The sequence below is a fragment of the Streptomyces sp. TLI_146 genome (assembly GCF_002846415.1).
In the GTDB taxonomy this organism is placed as follows: Bacteria; Actinomycetota; Actinomycetes; order Streptomycetales; family Streptomycetaceae; genus Streptomyces.
Map to the genome: position 1 here is coordinate 918999 of NZ_PJMX01000001.1, position 15551 is coordinate 934549.

Sequence of the window (15551 nt, forward strand, 5' to 3'; positions counted from 1 at the left end):
TGGGGCACATCAATTCTCGCTGGCGCGGGCGAGGGCGTCCGTGATCAGACGGGTGGCGAAGTCGGTGTCGTCGGTGATGCGGTTGATGTGCTCCGCGAGCAGAAAGGCGGTGACTTCGAGGGGAGTCATCTCCTCCTCGGTCCAGTCCCCGTACTGTTGGCGCCACAGGCTCGGGCTCAGGCCGGTGCCCGCGGCGATGACCAGGCCCGCCATGGTGGGAATGGCCTCGGGACTCACACTCCTGGGCATCATCCGCATCGCGGCCACCAGGTTGGGCACCACGTGCTCGATGACGTCCTTCTCGTGCTCCTCGTGGGCCTTCCGTAGCCACGTCATGAACATATAGATCAGCGTGCAGGCGCCGTCCAGCAGGTCACTGGCCCCCTCCGGGCCCAGTGACGCGATGAACTGCTCGACCAGCGCCTCTTGTTCCGGGTCGCTCTCGGTCTTGCCGCCGTAGACCTGCTTGAGCCGGGAGTCGATCACCATCAGAGCCGCGCTCACATCGCCGGCGGGGGCATGCTGGGGACCATAGCGCGATAACAACAGGTTCCTCCTCAGGTGGCCGCAATGGGCAGTACGCCGTATCCGCACCCTAGAGGACCCGGGAGCCGGGGGTCCGGCAATCCCGTGAAAAGCCCCGCGACGGCGTACCTCTAACTCGGCTATTCCCTCCTGCTGTTGAGAGTGCTGCCGGTCAGTCCTCGGCGGTGTCGGAGGCCTCGTCGACGGGTCTGTCGACGCGGTAGACGTAGTGGGCGCGGTCGTCGTCCGGGTTGTCCGGGGCGAGGTCGGCGGTGCCGATTCTGCGCAGCCCGGCCTTCTCCAGCGCGCGCCACGAAGCGCGGTTGGCCATGTGGACCGGGACGATGACGGCGGGCGCGTCCGGGTGATCGGCCCAGGTGGCTTCGACGATCGCCCGGATGATGCGCGGCCCCAGGCCCTGCCCTACCCGGGCGGGGTCTCCGATCAGGTAGTCGATCGTGACCGCCGCATCCGGGAGCTCGATCTGGCCGTCCAGTTCCGCGCCGTAGTCGGGGTAATCGGCGAACCGGCACCGCTGCACCAGGGCTACCGGCGTGCCTTCCACCAGCACCAGGAAGTCCTCGGAGGGCTCCTCTCCGCGCGCCGCCGGGCCGAAGTCCCGTGCGACCGCCTCCGCGGAGGTGTCGTGGTGCCACCACCGGGCCACGTGCGGCTGCGCGAGCCAGTGCCGCAGCAAGCCGAAGTCGGCCTCGGCCACTCGCCGCCACGTGATCATCACGCCTCCCGAGAACCGCGTCGCTGTCGCTCCTGAGGATGATCCCCTACCGGAGTCCCCGAGGGACAGGGCCCCGTGGTCCAGTCGCCTGCCAGCCACGCGGAGCGGTTCGGCGTCTACGGGTGGTGGAGGTCGCGTGCACGGGCCAGGTCGACGGGCCCGTCCTTGCCAAGGTGGAGGAAGTAGTCCACCTGCCATACCTGAGTGCTGCCCGCCTGCCGGTTGGTCGTGGTGACCCAGGGCGGATAGACACGGAACCCCCGCTTCCCACCGACGCCGTTGCGCGAGACGATGCCGCGCTCGCTCAGCACCTCGCGCGGGAAGATGAACTGCCCGAAGCCGTCGTCATCCCGGCTGCTGATGACGAAGAGATCCACGCCGTCGGCCGCGTCGAAGGGCCGGATCGGGCCCTCTTCGGACCGCTGCCACACGGTGACGAACTGACCCACCTTCGTCGGGGTTGTCTTCGCCACGCGGAACCGGACCGCGAGGCCGTCGAGCGTGTACGCGTGCGCCGCGTACTCGCCGCTCTCCGGTTCGGCCACCGGCAGTGAGCAGGAAAAACCGCAGGGGTCGTACACCAACGTCTTCGCCGCCAGCAGATCACCGTGAAACCCCGTCCACGGTTGATTCGTCACCATGCGGTCATCCTGCCAGGCCGACCGCCGAGCCCGCACACGCGTCCGGTGGCCGGCCCTCCGCCCCGTACACCGCACGACGAGCCCATCCTGGCAGGTCAGACGGCCTGGCCAAGGATCAGGGTGACAACGACCGGGGCGAGATACAGGACGGGGAAGGCTACGGTCTTGTAGGAGCGTGCCCGCAGTACGGCAACGACCGCGCCGAGGAAGTACAGCACCAGCGCGATCCCGGCCGCGATGCCGATCCCTGGGACCGCCAGACCGACCAGCAGTCCTGCCGCGCCGGCGGCCTTGGCCAGCCCCAGCAGCGTCCACCAGGAACGCGGGACGCCGTACTCGACGAGCGGCTGCGTCACGAAGTCGGCCCGGCGCAGCAGGGAAAACCCGGAGAAGCCGACCCAGGCGGCGGTGAGAACGGCGACGATGACATAGGCGTTGGACATCGGAAACTCCCGTACGTGTGGATGCAGCGGACGATCTGGAGCAAAGGGCCCGGCATCGCTGCGCGAACCCCCTGCACCACGCTGAACCGCGAGAGTCCTGATGTGTGACACCGTCGGCATGGAAACTTGAAAACTACTTTTGCCCGGCGCACGCCACCCGGCCGCGTCAGCCCTGGTCCGCCACGAAGGACGCCATCCGGGTCAGGGCCGAGTTCCAGTTGACGGTGTGTTCGTTCGTCGACCAGGACTGGATGTCGTCGATGTAGCAGAACTGACCGACGCAGCCCTGGAGTTTGCTCTGCGCGAAGGGGTCCTGGATGCCTGAGTTCGGGCCCCCGGCCAGGGTGCCGTCGGGTGGGTTCGGCTGGCTCGGGTCGAGCTGGTGGGCGTACCACCGTGCGTGCTGGTTGTGGGAATGAGCCTCGCCGTAACCCGTCACGTACGACATGTTCAGTGCGTTGCGGCCGAGGATGTAGTCCATGCTCTGCACGGCGCCGTCCCGGTATCCGGATGCGCCGGTGAGGTCGTAGGCGGTCGCGATGACGACGGCGTTGTGCAGGATCTGGTGGTTGGAGCCCCAGTCGTATTGGTTGCCGTCGGGGGCGTACGGGATGCCGTACGGGTGTGCCGTGAGCGTCGCCAGGTAGCGGTCGGCGCCCTTGATGACAGAACGGCGCACCGTGTCCCGGCCGGGCAGGTTGTTCGGCACGGTTGCCAGGTCCAGCCGGGCCGCGGCCGCCGTCCTGGACCAGTCGTAGCCGAGGGGGCCGAAGATGTCGGCCTGATGGAGCGGGGAGTGCAGGACGTATTCCTTGAACGTCCGCTCTCCTGTGGTGAGATACAGCTCGGCGGCCGCCCAGTAGAACTCGTCGCTGACGTTGTCGTCGGCGTAGGTGCCTCCTCCGGTGCCGTCACTGGCGGAGGCGTACATCCCCGGGTGCGCGAGGGCCGCCGTCCATGCCTTGCGGGCGGCCCGCAGTGCCTTGGCGGCGAAGGCGTGGTCGTAGGGCCGGTACAGGCGGGCCGCCTGCGCGGCCGTCGCCGCCAGGTTGAGGGTCGCCGCGGTGGACGGCGGGTGCAGTTCACGGTTTTGCGGGTCGTCGCTGGGCAGCAGCGGCAGGCCCGTCCACTTCTCGTCGTGGATCTTGTGGTGGGCCATACCGGCCAAGGGTTGCCCCTCGGGCACCTGCATCTTGAGCAGGAAGTCCAGCTCCCAGCGGACCTCGTCGAGGATGTCCGGCACCCCGTTGCCGCTCTCCGGGATGGCGAGAGTGTGGTCACCCAGCTTGGCCGGGTGCCCGGTGCGGGCGTGCAGGGAGCGTTCGTAGGTGCTCAGCAGCTCCCAGGTGGTGATGCCGCCGTTGACGACGTATTTGCCCTGGTCGCCCGCGTCGTACCAGCCGCCGGTGACGTCGAGGGTGTAGTCGCAGACGCCCGGCTGGCAGGGCACCGCGCCGTCGCCCCGGTTGGGTGCGACGTCGACGTGACCGGCGGGGCGGGCGTATCCGGGCCGCAGGTCGTCGCGTATCGCGATACCGCTGCGCTGCGTGTAGTAGTACTTCGCGGCATCGAGGCGCAGTTTCCGGTAGGCGGCCGTACCGATGTCGAAGGGACGGCTGGTCTGCCCGTCAGCGACGAGGGTGTAGCCCTGTCCCGGTGTGCGGTAGGCGCTGAAGTCGATGGAGTGGACGTTCTGTGCGGACGAGCCGTCGATGCCTCGCGGGACCGTCCAGCCCCAGGCGACCGCGTCGCCGTGGGCGTTCTTCAGCTGCCACGGGAGTTTCGTGGTCGCGTCGGTGACGAGCGTGGCCTTCTTCGGGCCGGTGGGGAGGTAGGCGACTTGGTTGACGCGCACACGTGGCCCGGTGTCCGGTTCGTACTTCTCGGGTGGTACGCCTGCCAGCAGCGACGCGTCGTCCACGCAGAAGCGCCAGGGGTCCGCACTGCCGCCGAGCTGGAAGGCGACCTGGCCCTGCGGGGTGTCGACGGGCGAGGTGAAGGTGTACGTGTAGGCGTTGCCAGAGACGCTCAGCTGCGGCGTCACCTCGAAATACGTGTCGTACGGTGACGAGGACAGGCCGACGATCGCCCGTATCCTGTGGCCCTCGGGGGCGCCGTCGGCGTAGAAGGAGAAGCGGTAGTTCTCCCCCTTGACCAGGGCGATGTCGTTCTGGCCTATGCCCGCCTCCCAGGGGTTGGCGGTGCCGCCGGGCACCTGCGCGCAGAGCCGGCCGCCGGACAGGTCCGCGGTGAGGTTGCCGGTCGTCCACCAGGGGTCGCTGGTGGTGTCGAAGGTGCTGTTCTTGAGCTGCTCGGACTCGTCCGCGCCCGCCGCGGCGGGCGGGAACGCGGCGAGACCCGCCGCCAGGAGCGCGGCCAGGGACAGCAGCGTGGTTCCGCGTCGTTTCACGCGTGGGCTCCTCTCAGAGGATTCGGGTGCGACCAGAGCTGGTTGGCGGTGGCCCAGCAGTCCCAGATCTGCGGCAGGGATCCGTTGGTGGAACCTGCCGCCGTCCACCGCTGGTTCCAGTCGCCGGAGCAGTCCCACAGCTGGGCCGGGGTGCCGTCCGCGCTGCCCCATTCGCTGAGGTCCAGGCAGCATCCGCTCTGCCGTCCGACGATCGCGCCGCCCGTCGCGGCGCTCCCGTCGGGCGTGTAGGAGAAGTTCTTCACGCCCAGGCCGGGGCCGCCGACCCACGGCTCGAATCCGGCTTGCACGCTGGTCATGTACCAGGAAGGTTGCAGATAGCCCCGCGCCTTGGAGTCGTTGGTGAAGTCCTTGATGTTCACCGTCAGGGAGTGGACCGGCTGCTGCCTCACGTACGAGACGGTGTTCCACGTGACGGTGACACCGCCGTTGGTGCTGCTCTGCGGGCCGTACCACACGTCCCAGTTGGCGCCCTCCAGCCAGACGGTGCCGACTTGGCGGCCGTACGGTGTCGGGGGGCCCGCGTGGTCGGCCCAGATCATCAGCTCCGCGCCGTTGTTCTGCCCGGTGGGGTGCGGGGCGGTGTCGAACCAGATGTCGTAGGCGGCGTCCCACTGGCCGTCGCCGGTGGTGGTGAAGTCCACGTGGGACTGCGGGTTGGTGAAGGACGACACCTGCTGCGGCAGTCCGTTGCCGCTGGAGCAGTTGCCCCAGTGGCAGCCCGCGTAGATCGACGGATACCCCGCCGGTGCGGGACTGCCGGACAGGTTGTGATACCCCGAGGTGTACGTGAAGCCGCCGTCGAAGGCGTTGATGCACTGCCCGATCGTGTCGCCCCACTCGTTGTTCTGGACGATGTACGTGCCGCCCGACACGGGTGCGCTGCCGTACTGGTCGCAGAGGGGGCCGGTTGCCGACGCCGACGGCGCTGTCACCAGTGACAGCGCGCCTAGGAGCAGGGTGGCCAGCAGACCCGCTGTGGTCGCGGCTCCGTGCCGTAGCCACCTGGGTAAGTCACGCATGGCGGTTTCCTCTCGGTCACCCGGGTGCGTCCCGCCGCACCCGGTGGGTCCCAGTCCGCTTCCAGCAGGCCGAGTTCGCACTTCTGCAACAGCACCGCCGCGCCGCCCGATCCGCCAACTCCTCGGTGGTCAGGCCCCGTTCGACCGCCGCGACGAGCTCGGTGTCGTGCGCGTGCACGGCCCGAGATGCCATCGAGGCCTTCCAATGCCGAAACTTTCAGCATGTTTCGCTGCATCGTTCCGGGCAACGTAGGGCACCCGCACAGCAGCGTCAACGGATATTTCGGGCAGGCCGCAGAGAGTCGACAGGGGTCCGCCATCGATCCCGGTAGGTGCAAAAGTTGCCGAAACACCCGGAGTTATGGCGCGTATGCTGGCCCCGACGCACCGACACAGAGACGAGGTCGCCCATGACCGGCCGACGGAGCAGCAGTGCAACGGCGGTCACGTCCGGGGCCGCCGCTCCCGCCTCCCGAGTCACCATCGCCGAGATCGCCCGTGAGGCCGGCGTGTCGGCGCCGACCGTCTCCAAGGTCCTCAACGGCCACGACCAGGTGGCGCCGGAGACCCGGGCCCGCGTCGAAGAACTGTTGCGGCGGCACAACTACCTGCGCCGCCGCGCCCGTCCGAAGAAGACGGTCGGGCTCATCGACCTGGTCATCCGCGAGGTGGACAGCCTGTGGGCGGGCGAGGTGCTGCAGGGCGTGCAGGGCGCCGCGGCCGAGCACGGCACCGAGGTGGTGGTGACCGCGACCCACGGAACCACCGCACACACCCTGCGCTGGCTGGACAACGTCTCCAAGCGCGGCTCCGACGGAATCATCCTCGCCGTCACCGACCTCACCCCGGCGCAGCGCAAGCAGGTCAACTCCCTGGACATCCCGTTGGCCGTGGTCGACCCGGTCGGCAGTCCCGACGCCGGAGTGCCGACGGTCGGCGCGACGAACTGGCAGGGCGGTATGGCCGCGACCCAGCACCTGCTCGACCTGGGACACCGCAGGATCGGCATCCTGCAGGGCCTGGAGGAAGCCCTGTGCGCGCGGGCGCGCCTCGACGGATACCGCGCGGCGCTCGAGGGGGCGGGCATCGCGGTCGACCCGGCACTCCAGCAGCCCGGCGACTTCTACTACACCACCGGGTACTCCGGCATGCGCAACCTGCTCGCCCTCCCGAAACCGCCCACCGCCGTCTTCGCGAGCAGCGACCTGATGGCCCTGGGCGCGTACGAGGCGATCCGGCAGGCCGGGCTGCGGGTCGCGACCGACGTGAGCATCGTCGGCTTCGACGACGTCCCGAACGCCGCCTGGGCCTCGCCGCCGCTGACCACGGTCCGCCAGCCGTTGCGCGAGATGTCGGCCCTCGCCGCCCGGATCGTGCTGCAGGGCGCGGAAGCGGTACTGCCCGGCCCCACACTGCGGATGGAGCTGGCGACGCATCTGGTCGTCCGGGAGAGCACCGGCGCCGCGCCCGGCGGCAGGTCCGCCGGCTGAGCCCGCCTCCCGACCTCGTCGCGCTGCCGCGCGGGGACGCGGGACGGCGCCAAGGCGGCTGCAGAGCGCTTCGAAACTTTCGGGCCGAGCATTCCATCGTCAAGTCTGCCCGGCCCAATTGAAGTTGAGGGTGCGCAGTGTGTTGACGCCAGAGGAGGGTGCTCCTATGGTCCCTCACGCAAGTCGGGAATGATTCCGAAACTTTCGGACAGCGGAGTACCCGCCTTGACCGGGTGCACCGCCGGACCCTGCCCACCCCCCACCCTGAAGAAGGGGACGAGATGGCATCCCGCACGACCATCGACCCACCTCCTCAACGTCGGCCCCGACGCTCGCGCACCCGCGCCGCACTCGTCATCGGCACAGTCGCCCTGCTCGCCGCGGCCGGCGCTCCCGCCCTCGCCGGGACCACCCAGGCCGCCGGCACCCTCGGCGCCGCGGCCGCCGAGCAGGGGCGCTACTTCGGCGCCGCCGTCGCCGTGAACCACCTGGGCGAAGCCCCGTACGCCTCGACGCTCGACACCGAGTTCAGCTCCGTGACGCCGGAGAACGAGATGAAGTGGGACGCCACCGAGCCCAGCCGCGGCACCTTCACCTTCGGCTCCGCCGACCAGATCGTGAACCACGCCCGGAGCAGGGGCATGAAGGTCCGCGGCCACACCCTGGTGTGGTACTCGCAGTTGCCCGGCTGGGTCGGCAACCTCGGCCCGGCCGACCTCAGATCGGCGATGAACAACCACATCACCCAGGTCATGCGGCACTACCAGGGCAAGATCCACTCCTGGGACGTCGCCAACGAGGCCTTCCAGGACGGCGGCAGCGGCGCCCGGCGCAGCTCACCCTTCCAGGACAAGCTCGGCGACGGCTACATGGAGGAGGCGTTCCGCACTGCCCGTGCCGCCGACCCTGCCGCCAAACTCTGCTACAACGACTACAACATCGACGGCATCAACGCGAAGAGCAACGCCGTCTACAACATGGTCAGGGACTTCAAGGCACGCGGGGTGCCGATCGACTGCGTCGGCTTCCAGTCCCACTTCAACAGCGCCTCCCCGGTCCCGTACAACTACAGGGAGAACCTGCAGCGCTTCGCCGACCTGGGCGTCGACGTACAGATCACCGAGCTGGACATCGAGGGCTCGGGCACGGCGCAGGCCGACAACTACCGCAACGTCGTGCGAGCCTGTCTGGCGGTCTCACGCTGCACCGGCATCACCGTCTGGGGAGTCACCGACAAGTACTCCTGGCGTGCAGGCGGAACACCGCTGCTCTTCGACGGCAACTACAACAAGAAGCCCGCGTACAGCGCGGTGCTGGCCGCGCTCGGCGGCGGCGGCAGTTCCGGCGCCGCCTCCTGCACGGCCACCTACAGCCAAGCCGAGGAATGGAGTGACCGCTTCAACGGCAAGGTGACCATCACCGCGGGCAGTTCGGCGATCAGCAACTGGACCACGACCGTCACCGTCACACCGCCGCAGAAGATCTCCGCAACCTGGAACGGCACACCCACCTGGGACAGCAGCGGCAACGTCATGACGATGCGGCCGAACGGCAACGGCAGCCTGGCCGCCGGAGCATCGACGAGCTTCGGCTTCACGGTCATGCGGAACGGCATCAGCACACCCCCGGTGCTCGGCTCCTGCACCGCGTCCTGACAGCCCGCCACCAACTCCCACCGACTCTCCCGGTACGTGTCCGGTGCGAGGCCCACGCCGCCCGCGCCGGACACTGCCGAGGGGTCTGTTTCTCAGAGGCGCAGCCCCGGCAAACCCCCGCCCATCTACCAGGGCACCACGTTCCCTTCGTAATCAAGAAAGCGCAGACCGCGCTTCCCCTCGTGACGCTCCATGGTCTCCACCACCCCGGGCACGCTCTCCTCCACGCTGAGTTCGGCCTCGGCTCCGCCGAGTTCGGTGCGGACCCAGCCCGGGTCCATGAGCAGCAGTGTCCGTGTGTTCTCGGCGTCGCGGGCGGCGTAGCTGCGCATCAGCTGGTTCAGCGCGGACTTGCTGGCCCGGTACAGGTCCTGTCCGCCTTCGGTGTTCAAAGCGATGCTGCCCTGGTCGGAGGACATGATGCCGATGGTCCCGGTCGGGGCGACCAGCGGGCCGAGGGTCTCCACGACGCGCATCGGGCTGAGGGCGTTGGTGATCATGACCTCGGTGAACATGTCCGTCGGGACCTCACCGATCGGCAGATCGCCGCGTGTGATGGCGGCGTTGACGAAGAGCAGGTCGAGCGTGCGCTGTGACAGCCGGTCGCGCAGAGCCGATATCTGCTCGGGGTCGGTCATCTCCAGCGACTCGATGGTGAGCCGGCCCTCGGACGTTTCGGCGAGGTCGTGGAGGCCGGTGCGTCGGCTGCCGCGGACCGTGCCGATGACGTCCCAGCCGCGACGGAGGTACTCGTCGGCGAGCCCGAGGCCCAAGGTGCGTGAAGCCCCGATGATGACTGCGGTCTTGCGGATGTCGTTCATGTGATCCTCTGGTCTGGTGGGTCAGGGCACCTGGCCGTCGCGAAGCGGCGTTCACGGCGGTCGTTGGTCGACGACTGCTCGCCGTGGAGGGCCGTCTCGGGGAGCAACGCGGCAGTCCCGTGGTGTGGCCGAGGTGCCTGGCGTCATCGTGTGAGCCGGTCACGACCAGCCGCGGAGCACGGGAGTTGACTGCCCGCGCCGACTGCCGGAGTGGTCGCGCCGATCACGCTGACAAGTTTCCGAGCTGCCCGACCGGGCGTCCAATACCCTTACCAACCGCATTGATACCGTGACGGCATGGATCTGGATCTGCGCAAGCTCCGCTATTTCATGGCGGTGGCCGAGCATCGGCACTTCGGCCGGGCGGCACAGGCACTGTTCATCGCGCAGCCGGTTCTGAGCCGGCAGATCCGCGCGTTCGAGCAGGAGTTGGGATGCCTCCTGTTCACGCGGACCACGCGCAGCGTCGAACTGACGCCTGCGGGGCAGCAGTTGTACGACGAGGCGTCGAGGATCACCACGGTGGTGGACATGGCGCTGCGGCGCGTGCACGAGGCCCAGCGGGGTGAACAGCGGCTCGTCGTCGCCTTCTCCGGCGGGCTGCACGTCTCGGAGGCGATCCGGGCGTTCACGCTGAGCCATCCGAACGTCGAGGTCGATGTCCTTCCGCTGCCCTGGTCGGAACGGGACGCGCCGCTCCGCGACGGCCGCGCGCACGTGGGATACCTCCGGCGCCCCTTCGACGACTCAGGGCTGCACACCATCCCCATCGGTCACGACACCAAGGTCGCGTGTCTGCCCGTGACACATCCGCTGGCCGACCGCCACACGCTCACCTCGGCCGATCTCGACGGTGAACCGATCCTCGACGGCCGTACGCGGCGGACGTCCTCCCTGGATGAGAAGTTCGAGCTCATCGCCTCCGGGCAGGGCATCGCGCTGGTCCCCGTCAGTATCGCCGCCTCGTACTCACGCCCTGACCTCGTCTATCTGACCGTGACCGACGCCCTGCCCGTCGAGACCTGCCTGGCGGTACCGGAGAGCAACCGCACGGGCCCCGTACGGAACTTCCTGGACATCGCCACCGCGATACTGCGCCAGAACTCCGGCGACTGAGAGAGGCTGGACGAGGCCAACTCAGGTTGCGTCGGGTGGTGTTACTTCCACGAGGCGGACGGAGGAGAAGCACCAGCGGAGCCACAGGACGGATTCGATGTCCCAGTAGGGAGGGGCCGTCAGCCCGTCCTTGACGGCGAACCTGAAGCCTTGGGTGGCGAGGATCGCGCGGAGGGTGACGTGCACCCCGGCGTAGTCATGGGCGGCCTTGTCCCAGTCGGGAAAGACGGCGCCGTCGTGCACGCGTGCGTATCGCTCGACGAAGGCCGCCCATTCACCGGCTCCCGTGATCTCAAGGACTTCCGCCGCGGGGTCGGTGACCTGGAGTTCCCAGGTGTGCCAGGGCCGTGGATGGAGGTTCGATCCCTGGTCCAGGTACATGCGCCACATACCCGGACCGTCGCGTTGCGCCGTGGAGGTGTACAGACCGAAGTGGAACGGTTTCGTGCTGGGGGAAGCCGGTTCCCCGCGAGGGGTGGTGAACCGTGTGCGGGCCAGCGTGGGCTGCCTTGACGGCATCAGCTCGTGGGGGCCGGTGCCGATCCAGTGCTGGCGCGTACGGTCCAAGGGGCCTCGTACGAGGCTCGGCTCGTCGCGTGAGAGGTGGCGCAACAGTACGCAGCTGTCGGCCACCTCGTCCGCGTCGGCGGCTTCGACGACAGTTCGGCCCCCGGTCCGGGCGGCCGTCTCGGGCTCGGTCCACAGCGACATGACCGCGGTGAAATGGCGCAGCCCCACATCGGCGGGGGCGTCCGGATCCGTCGACGCGTCGAGGTCCGCCGCCCTGCGAGCCAGGATCCGGATCGGTGGGGGGTGCACGCCAGGTCTCCTTCCCGGCGGCACCCCCCGTGCACATGTGGCCGCCTTCCGGTAGCGGCGGATCAGCAGGAGATGGGGACTTCCAGGCCGAGGCCGTTGGCGGACCTGGTGGGCGGCTGGTAGCCGGGCGGGAAGACGACCTTGAAGTACATCCAGCCGCGGTAGTTGCCGGGGCTGCACCGGACGGCCGCGTTGTTCTGCGCCGCACGGGTGTTCCTCTGAGTGCGCAGCGCCGACTGGTTGACGAGCTGTCCGTTCTTGTACAGGGCCGCCCGTGTGGTGATCTCCGGAACCGGCGCCGAGCACGAGACGGTGACCACGACGTTGACCGTGCCGGGTACGTGAGTGGAGTTGTGCGGACGCTGCACCTGCCCCTCACACCGGATGACGGCGGCCGCGTCCGCGTCGGACCCGCTTCTGCCGGCGTCGACGGCTCCCGCGGCGGGGGCCTTTCCCACGGGGACGGTAGTCGGCGCGGACGGATCCCCCGCCGTGGGCCCCGCGGCGGCGAGAGACGTCCCGGCGAGGAGCCCGACCATCGCCATCGACGCGGCCGCAGCCGACATCCTCCGCTTACGCATGTATCTCCTTGAGGGAAGAACAGTGCGACGCGCGGCCCGGCATCCGAGAACCGCACCGGCCTCGCGTGAACGCACGGCAGCCTACCCAACGTATCCAATGCGCTACACAGAGTGGCACAACAGGTCACCCCTGCGCGCTACAGCCGACTCCTCACGACGGCGTAGCGTGATGGCCGCTGAGGTGGATCGGCTGTCACTTCGCACACAGGGCCGTGTCGACGAACCGCTGGACGTTGTCGGTCTCCTTTCCGTTGGGCGGGCTGAGGGCGGTGACGGCGGCGCTGGCGGCGCGGCCGCCGTCGGTGACGGCCGCGATCGTGGAGTAGCCGGGGATGCCGCCCCTGTGGCCCCAGCTCAGCCCGCCGCAGCTCAGCGGCGTGCTCACCAGCCCGAGGCCGAACCGGATGCCGGAGCCCGGCTCGAAGTCGTCGGGGACCGCGACGGTGGTACGCATCTGGGCCAGCTGAGCGGGCTTGAGGAGCTCCTCGCCGCCGATCAGGGCGGAGAAGAAGCGGTTCAGGTCGCTGGGGGTGGAGATCATCTGCCCGGCGGCCCAGCCCCAGGAGGGATCCAGCTCCGTGACGTCGTCCAGCGGCGCTCCGGGTTTCGCCGCGTGGTACCCCTTGGGGTGTGCTTCTCGGATCCGCTCATCGCCCACACCGGGGAAGTAGGTGTGCCGCAGCCCGAGCCGGTCGATGACCCGCTCGGTGATCTCCTCGGCGACCGGGCGCCCGGTGACCTTCTCGACGAGGAGGCCGGCCAGGACGTAGTTGGTGTTGCTGTAGGACCAGCCGGTGCCGGGGTCGAAGAGCGCCTTGTGGGCCAGCGCCATGTCGAGCAGCGTGCGGGGCTGGTAGTAGGTGTGGCGGCCCTTGCCGTAGAGGTCGTCGTCGGCCATGAACTCGGTGTAGTCGGGCAGTCCGCTGGTGTGCTGGAGCAGCTGGCGCACGGTGATGTCACGCCCGTCGATGCCGTCGCCGCGCACCAGGTTGGGCAGATACTCCTCGATGGGGGTGTCCAGCGCGACCCTGCCCTCGCCGACGAGCTGGAGGACGACCGTGGCGGTGAACGTCTTGGTGTTGCTCCCCACCCTGACCTGCCCGTCGACCGGCACCTTCGCCCCGGTCCTCACGTCCCCGACACCGGCGGTGTAGTTACGGGTGCGCCCGTCGCGGTCGACGGTGGCGGCCAGGGCGGCGGGGTACTGGTCCTCGGCCACCAGTCGCTCCAACCCCTTGCGTACGACATCGCGGGAGGTGTGGGACCCCGCCGCCGCGGGTAGCGTGCTGACTGCGGTCAGTGCGGCGGCGACCACGGCCACCACTGCGGCTGCCCGCCCCGGCCTGCGCGGAGATGTGATGTGAACACGCCGACAGGGCTTCTGAGAATGGTCGGACATGGGTGAACTCCCTTGTGCGGCTTGCTGGTTGCATTGGATGACCGGACGCGTCCAGCCTGCGCGACCAAGATCCACTGAACCAACCGGGCAGCAGGACCATGCGATGTAGGGACAACCCCCCTACAGCCCCCGCACCCCACCAGACCCCCTGTGGCCAAATCGCAACATTGCGTCGTTAGGGTGGCGGAAGCAGGGCAGAACGGCCGGGAGATCCGGGGCTGGGACGAGGAGTGCGGGCAGTGTGGGACGGTGCGGCGGCCGATGGGCCCGGACGGCTGATCGCGGGGCGCTACCGGCTCCTGGAGCAGATCGGCCGCGGCGGTATGGGCACCGTGTGGCGGGTCGAGGACGAGCTGCTCGGCCGCCACGTCGCACTGAAGAAGGTGCACTTCCCACCGCACCTGGGCGAGGACGAGCGCGCCACGCTGCATGAGCGCACCCGCCGCGAGGCGCGCAGCGCGGCCCGGATCACGCATCCCAGCGTCGTAGTGGTGCACGACGTCGTGGAGGATGCCGGGCTGCCGTGCGTCGTCATGGAGTACGTGCCGTCCCGCACGCTCGGTGACGTACTGAAGAACGATGGTCCGGTGGATCCCGGGGAGGCCGCCCGGATCGGCCGGGCCATGATCGCCGCCCTGCGGGCCGCGCACGCCGCCGGGGTCCTGCACCGCGACGTCAAACCCGCCAATGTGCTGCTCGGGCCCGACGGACGGGTGGTCCTGACGGACTTCGGCATCGCGATCGCCTCCGGCACGTCCACGCTCACGCGCACCGGCGAGCTGGTCGGCTCCATCGACTACTGCGCCCCGGAGCGGGTCAAGGGCGCGCCGCCCGGCCCGGCCGGGGACCTGTGGGCGCTGGGCGCCACGCTCTACCAGGCGGTCGAGGGGCGGCCCCCGTTCCGTCGGAGCACGCCGATAGAGACGGCGTACGCGATCGTCGCCGACCCGCTGGAGCCGCCGCGTCACGGCGGTCCGCTGACCCCGCTGATCATGCAGTTGCTGGCCAAGGAGCCCGAGGACCGCCCGACGGCCGAGGCCGTCCAGGCACGGCTCCGGGATTCGGCGCGGCCGCACACTCCGGCGCCCGCTCCTGCGGGCCGCGCGGTCCGGACGGAGTCCGCCGCCCCAGGGCCCGACCGCCCGGGCACGGCGGCGACGGCACTCCTCTCCCCCGATGCGGGAGAGTCCCCTTATGCGAGAGAGGACACCTCCGCCCGTGGCCGCACCGGCCGCCGGACGGCCGCCTGGGCGGCGGTCGCGGCGATCCTGGCCGCGGCGGCGCTCGGCGGCACCTACCTGGCCCTGCACGATACGGGCCGCACCGCCGCGAGCGGCGCACCTACTCCGAGCACCTCCGCCTCTCGGACCCCTGGGCCCTCGTCGGCGCCGAAGGGCTACCGGCTGGTCGAGGAGAAGGCGTTCGGCCTCGCCTTCCCGGTTCCCGACGGCTGGACCCGCAAGAAGCTCGACGACGACGCCGAGGGGGTCGCGTACATCGACCCGACCGGGATGGCGAGCCTGCGGATCGCCGCGCTCGACTTCGCGAGCACCGACCCCCTCCAGCGCTGGAAGGACGACGAGGCACGGTCCATCAAGCAGGGCAAACTGCCCGGCTACCGTCAGCTGCGGATGCAGAACACCACCTACCAGCAGCGTCCGGCGGCGATCTGGGAGTTCTCCTGGCAGGGCCGGGCACGCCAGTGGCGCGCGGTGGACCTCGGGTTCGGGAACCCGGGCGGCACGGAGTACGCGATCTACCTCTCGGCACCGGCTGCCGACTGGGACCGGTACAAGCCGGTCTTCGACCACGTACGCGACGGCTTCCGCCTGCCCGGCCAGGCGCGGTAACGGGCAGCGGGTGCGCCGAGCCGTG

Annotated in this window: 14 protein-coding genes; 4 read left to right on the plus strand and 10 right to left on the minus strand. The window is 69.5% G+C overall.

Annotated features, from left to right (window positions below):
- Positions 1-9 precede the first annotated feature (9 nt).
- From BX283_RS04115 to BX283_RS04140, 6 genes are all read right to left on the minus strand, one after another.
- On the minus strand, positions 10-546 hold the full coding sequence (locus BX283_RS04115; protein ID WP_101386295.1) for a hypothetical protein: 537 nt from the start codon (positions 544-546) through the stop codon (positions 10-12).
- Between the two features lie 151 nt (positions 547-697).
- Positions 698-1261 carry a GNAT family N-acetyltransferase gene (locus BX283_RS04120; RefSeq protein WP_101386296.1) on the minus strand — a complete coding sequence of 188 codons (564 nt, stop codon included), beginning with the start codon at positions 1259-1261 and terminating at the stop codon, positions 698-700.
- A gap of 116 nt (positions 1262-1377) precedes the next feature.
- Positions 1378-1902, minus strand: coding sequence for a MepB family protein (locus BX283_RS04125; protein WP_101386297.1), 525 nt, complete (start codon positions 1900-1902; stop codon positions 1378-1380).
- A gap of 95 nt (positions 1903-1997) precedes the next feature.
- Positions 1998-2345: a DoxX family protein gene (locus tag BX283_RS04130; RefSeq protein ID WP_101386298.1), complete on the minus strand. Its 348-nt coding sequence runs from the start codon at positions 2343-2345 to the stop codon at positions 1998-2000.
- Positions 2346-2511: 166 nt separating this feature from the next.
- Complete coding sequence (locus BX283_RS04135; protein ID WP_101386299.1) at positions 2512-4755, minus strand: glycoside hydrolase family 9 protein; 2244 nt, start codon at positions 4753-4755, stop codon at positions 2512-2514.
- Positions 4752-5795 (minus strand): glycoside hydrolase, encoded by a 1044-nt coding sequence (locus BX283_RS04140; protein WP_101386300.1) that lies wholly within the window; start codon positions 5793-5795, stop codon positions 4752-4754. The genes BX283_RS04135 and BX283_RS04140 overlap by 4 nt, the downstream gene beginning before the upstream one ends.
- A 410-nt stretch (positions 5796-6205) precedes the next feature.
- On the opposite strand from BX283_RS04140, the gene BX283_RS04145 reads away from it, so the two are divergent.
- Together BX283_RS04145 and BX283_RS04150 are read left to right on the plus strand one after the other, a co-directional pair.
- Positions 6206-7285 (plus strand): LacI family DNA-binding transcriptional regulator, encoded by a 1080-nt coding sequence (locus BX283_RS04145; protein WP_101386301.1) that lies wholly within the window; start codon positions 6206-6208, stop codon positions 7283-7285.
- Positions 7286-7566: 281 nt separating this feature from the next.
- Positions 7567-8940: an endo-1,4-beta-xylanase gene (locus BX283_RS04150; protein WP_101386302.1), complete on the plus strand. Its 1374-nt coding sequence runs from the start codon at positions 7567-7569 to the stop codon at positions 8938-8940.
- Between the two features lie 125 nt (positions 8941-9065).
- On the opposite strand, the gene BX283_RS04155 is transcribed toward BX283_RS04150, so the two are convergent.
- Positions 9066-9761, minus strand: a complete 696-nt coding sequence (locus BX283_RS04155) for an SDR family NAD(P)-dependent oxidoreductase (RefSeq protein WP_101386303.1) — start codon at positions 9759-9761, stop codon at positions 9066-9068.
- Positions 9762-10058: 297 nt separating this feature from the next.
- Between BX283_RS04155 and BX283_RS04160 the strand changes: the two genes are divergently transcribed.
- A complete protein-coding gene (locus BX283_RS04160; protein ID WP_101386304.1) occupies positions 10059-10877 on the plus strand; it encodes a LysR family transcriptional regulator in 819 nt (272 codons plus the stop codon).
- Positions 10878-10898: 21 nt separating this feature from the next.
- Here the strand turns inward: BX283_RS04160 and BX283_RS04165 are convergent, their stop codons facing one another.
- The 3 genes from BX283_RS04165 to BX283_RS04175 form a co-directional block, all read right to left on the minus strand.
- Positions 10899-11696, minus strand: coding sequence for a hypothetical protein (locus BX283_RS04165; protein ID WP_101386305.1), 798 nt, complete (start codon positions 11694-11696; stop codon positions 10899-10901).
- 62 nt (positions 11697-11758) lie between these two features.
- Positions 11759-12277: a hypothetical protein gene (locus BX283_RS04170; RefSeq protein WP_143676377.1), complete on the minus strand. Its 519-nt coding sequence runs from the start codon at positions 12275-12277 to the stop codon at positions 11759-11761.
- A gap of 193 nt (positions 12278-12470) precedes the next feature.
- Positions 12471-13496, minus strand: a complete 1026-nt coding sequence (locus BX283_RS04175; RefSeq protein ID WP_373979117.1) for a serine hydrolase domain-containing protein — start codon at positions 13494-13496, stop codon at positions 12471-12473.
- Between the two features lie 419 nt (positions 13497-13915).
- Here BX283_RS04175 and BX283_RS04180 point away from each other — a divergent pair, with 419 nt between their 5' ends.
- Positions 13916-15526 (plus strand): serine/threonine-protein kinase, encoded by a 1611-nt coding sequence (locus BX283_RS04180; protein ID WP_257581914.1) that lies wholly within the window; start codon positions 13916-13918, stop codon positions 15524-15526.
- Positions 15527-15551 lie beyond the last annotated feature (25 nt).

Coding starts and splice junctions, on each gene's coding strand:
- BX283_RS04120 (WP_101386296.1), bottom strand. CDS start 1,261: ATGATCACGTGGCGGCGAGTGGCCGAGGCCGACTTCGGCTTGCTGCGG.
- BX283_RS04125 (WP_101386297.1), bottom strand. CDS start 1,902: ATGGTGACGAATCAACCGTGGACGGGGTTTCACGGTGATCTGCTGGCG.
- BX283_RS04130 (WP_101386298.1), bottom strand. CDS start 2,345: ATGTCCAACGCCTATGTCATCGTCGCCGTTCTCACCGCCGCCTGGGTC.
- BX283_RS04140 (WP_101386300.1), bottom strand. CDS start 5,795: ATGCGTGACTTACCCAGGTGGCTACGGCACGGAGCCGCGACCACAGCG.
- BX283_RS04145 (WP_101386301.1), top strand. CDS start 6,206: ATGACCGGCCGACGGAGCAGCAGTGCAACGGCGGTCACGTCCGGGGCC.
- BX283_RS04150 (WP_101386302.1), top strand. CDS start 7,567: ATGGCATCCCGCACGACCATCGACCCACCTCCTCAACGTCGGCCCCGA.
- BX283_RS04155 (WP_101386303.1), bottom strand. CDS start 9,761: ATGAACGACATCCGCAAGACCGCAGTCATCATCGGGGCTTCACGCACC.
- BX283_RS04160 (WP_101386304.1), top strand. CDS start 10,059: ATGGATCTGGATCTGCGCAAGCTCCGCTATTTCATGGCGGTGGCCGAG.
- BX283_RS04170 (WP_143676377.1), bottom strand. CDS start 12,277: ATGCGTAAGCGGAGGATGTCGGCTGCGGCCGCGTCGATGGCGATGGTC.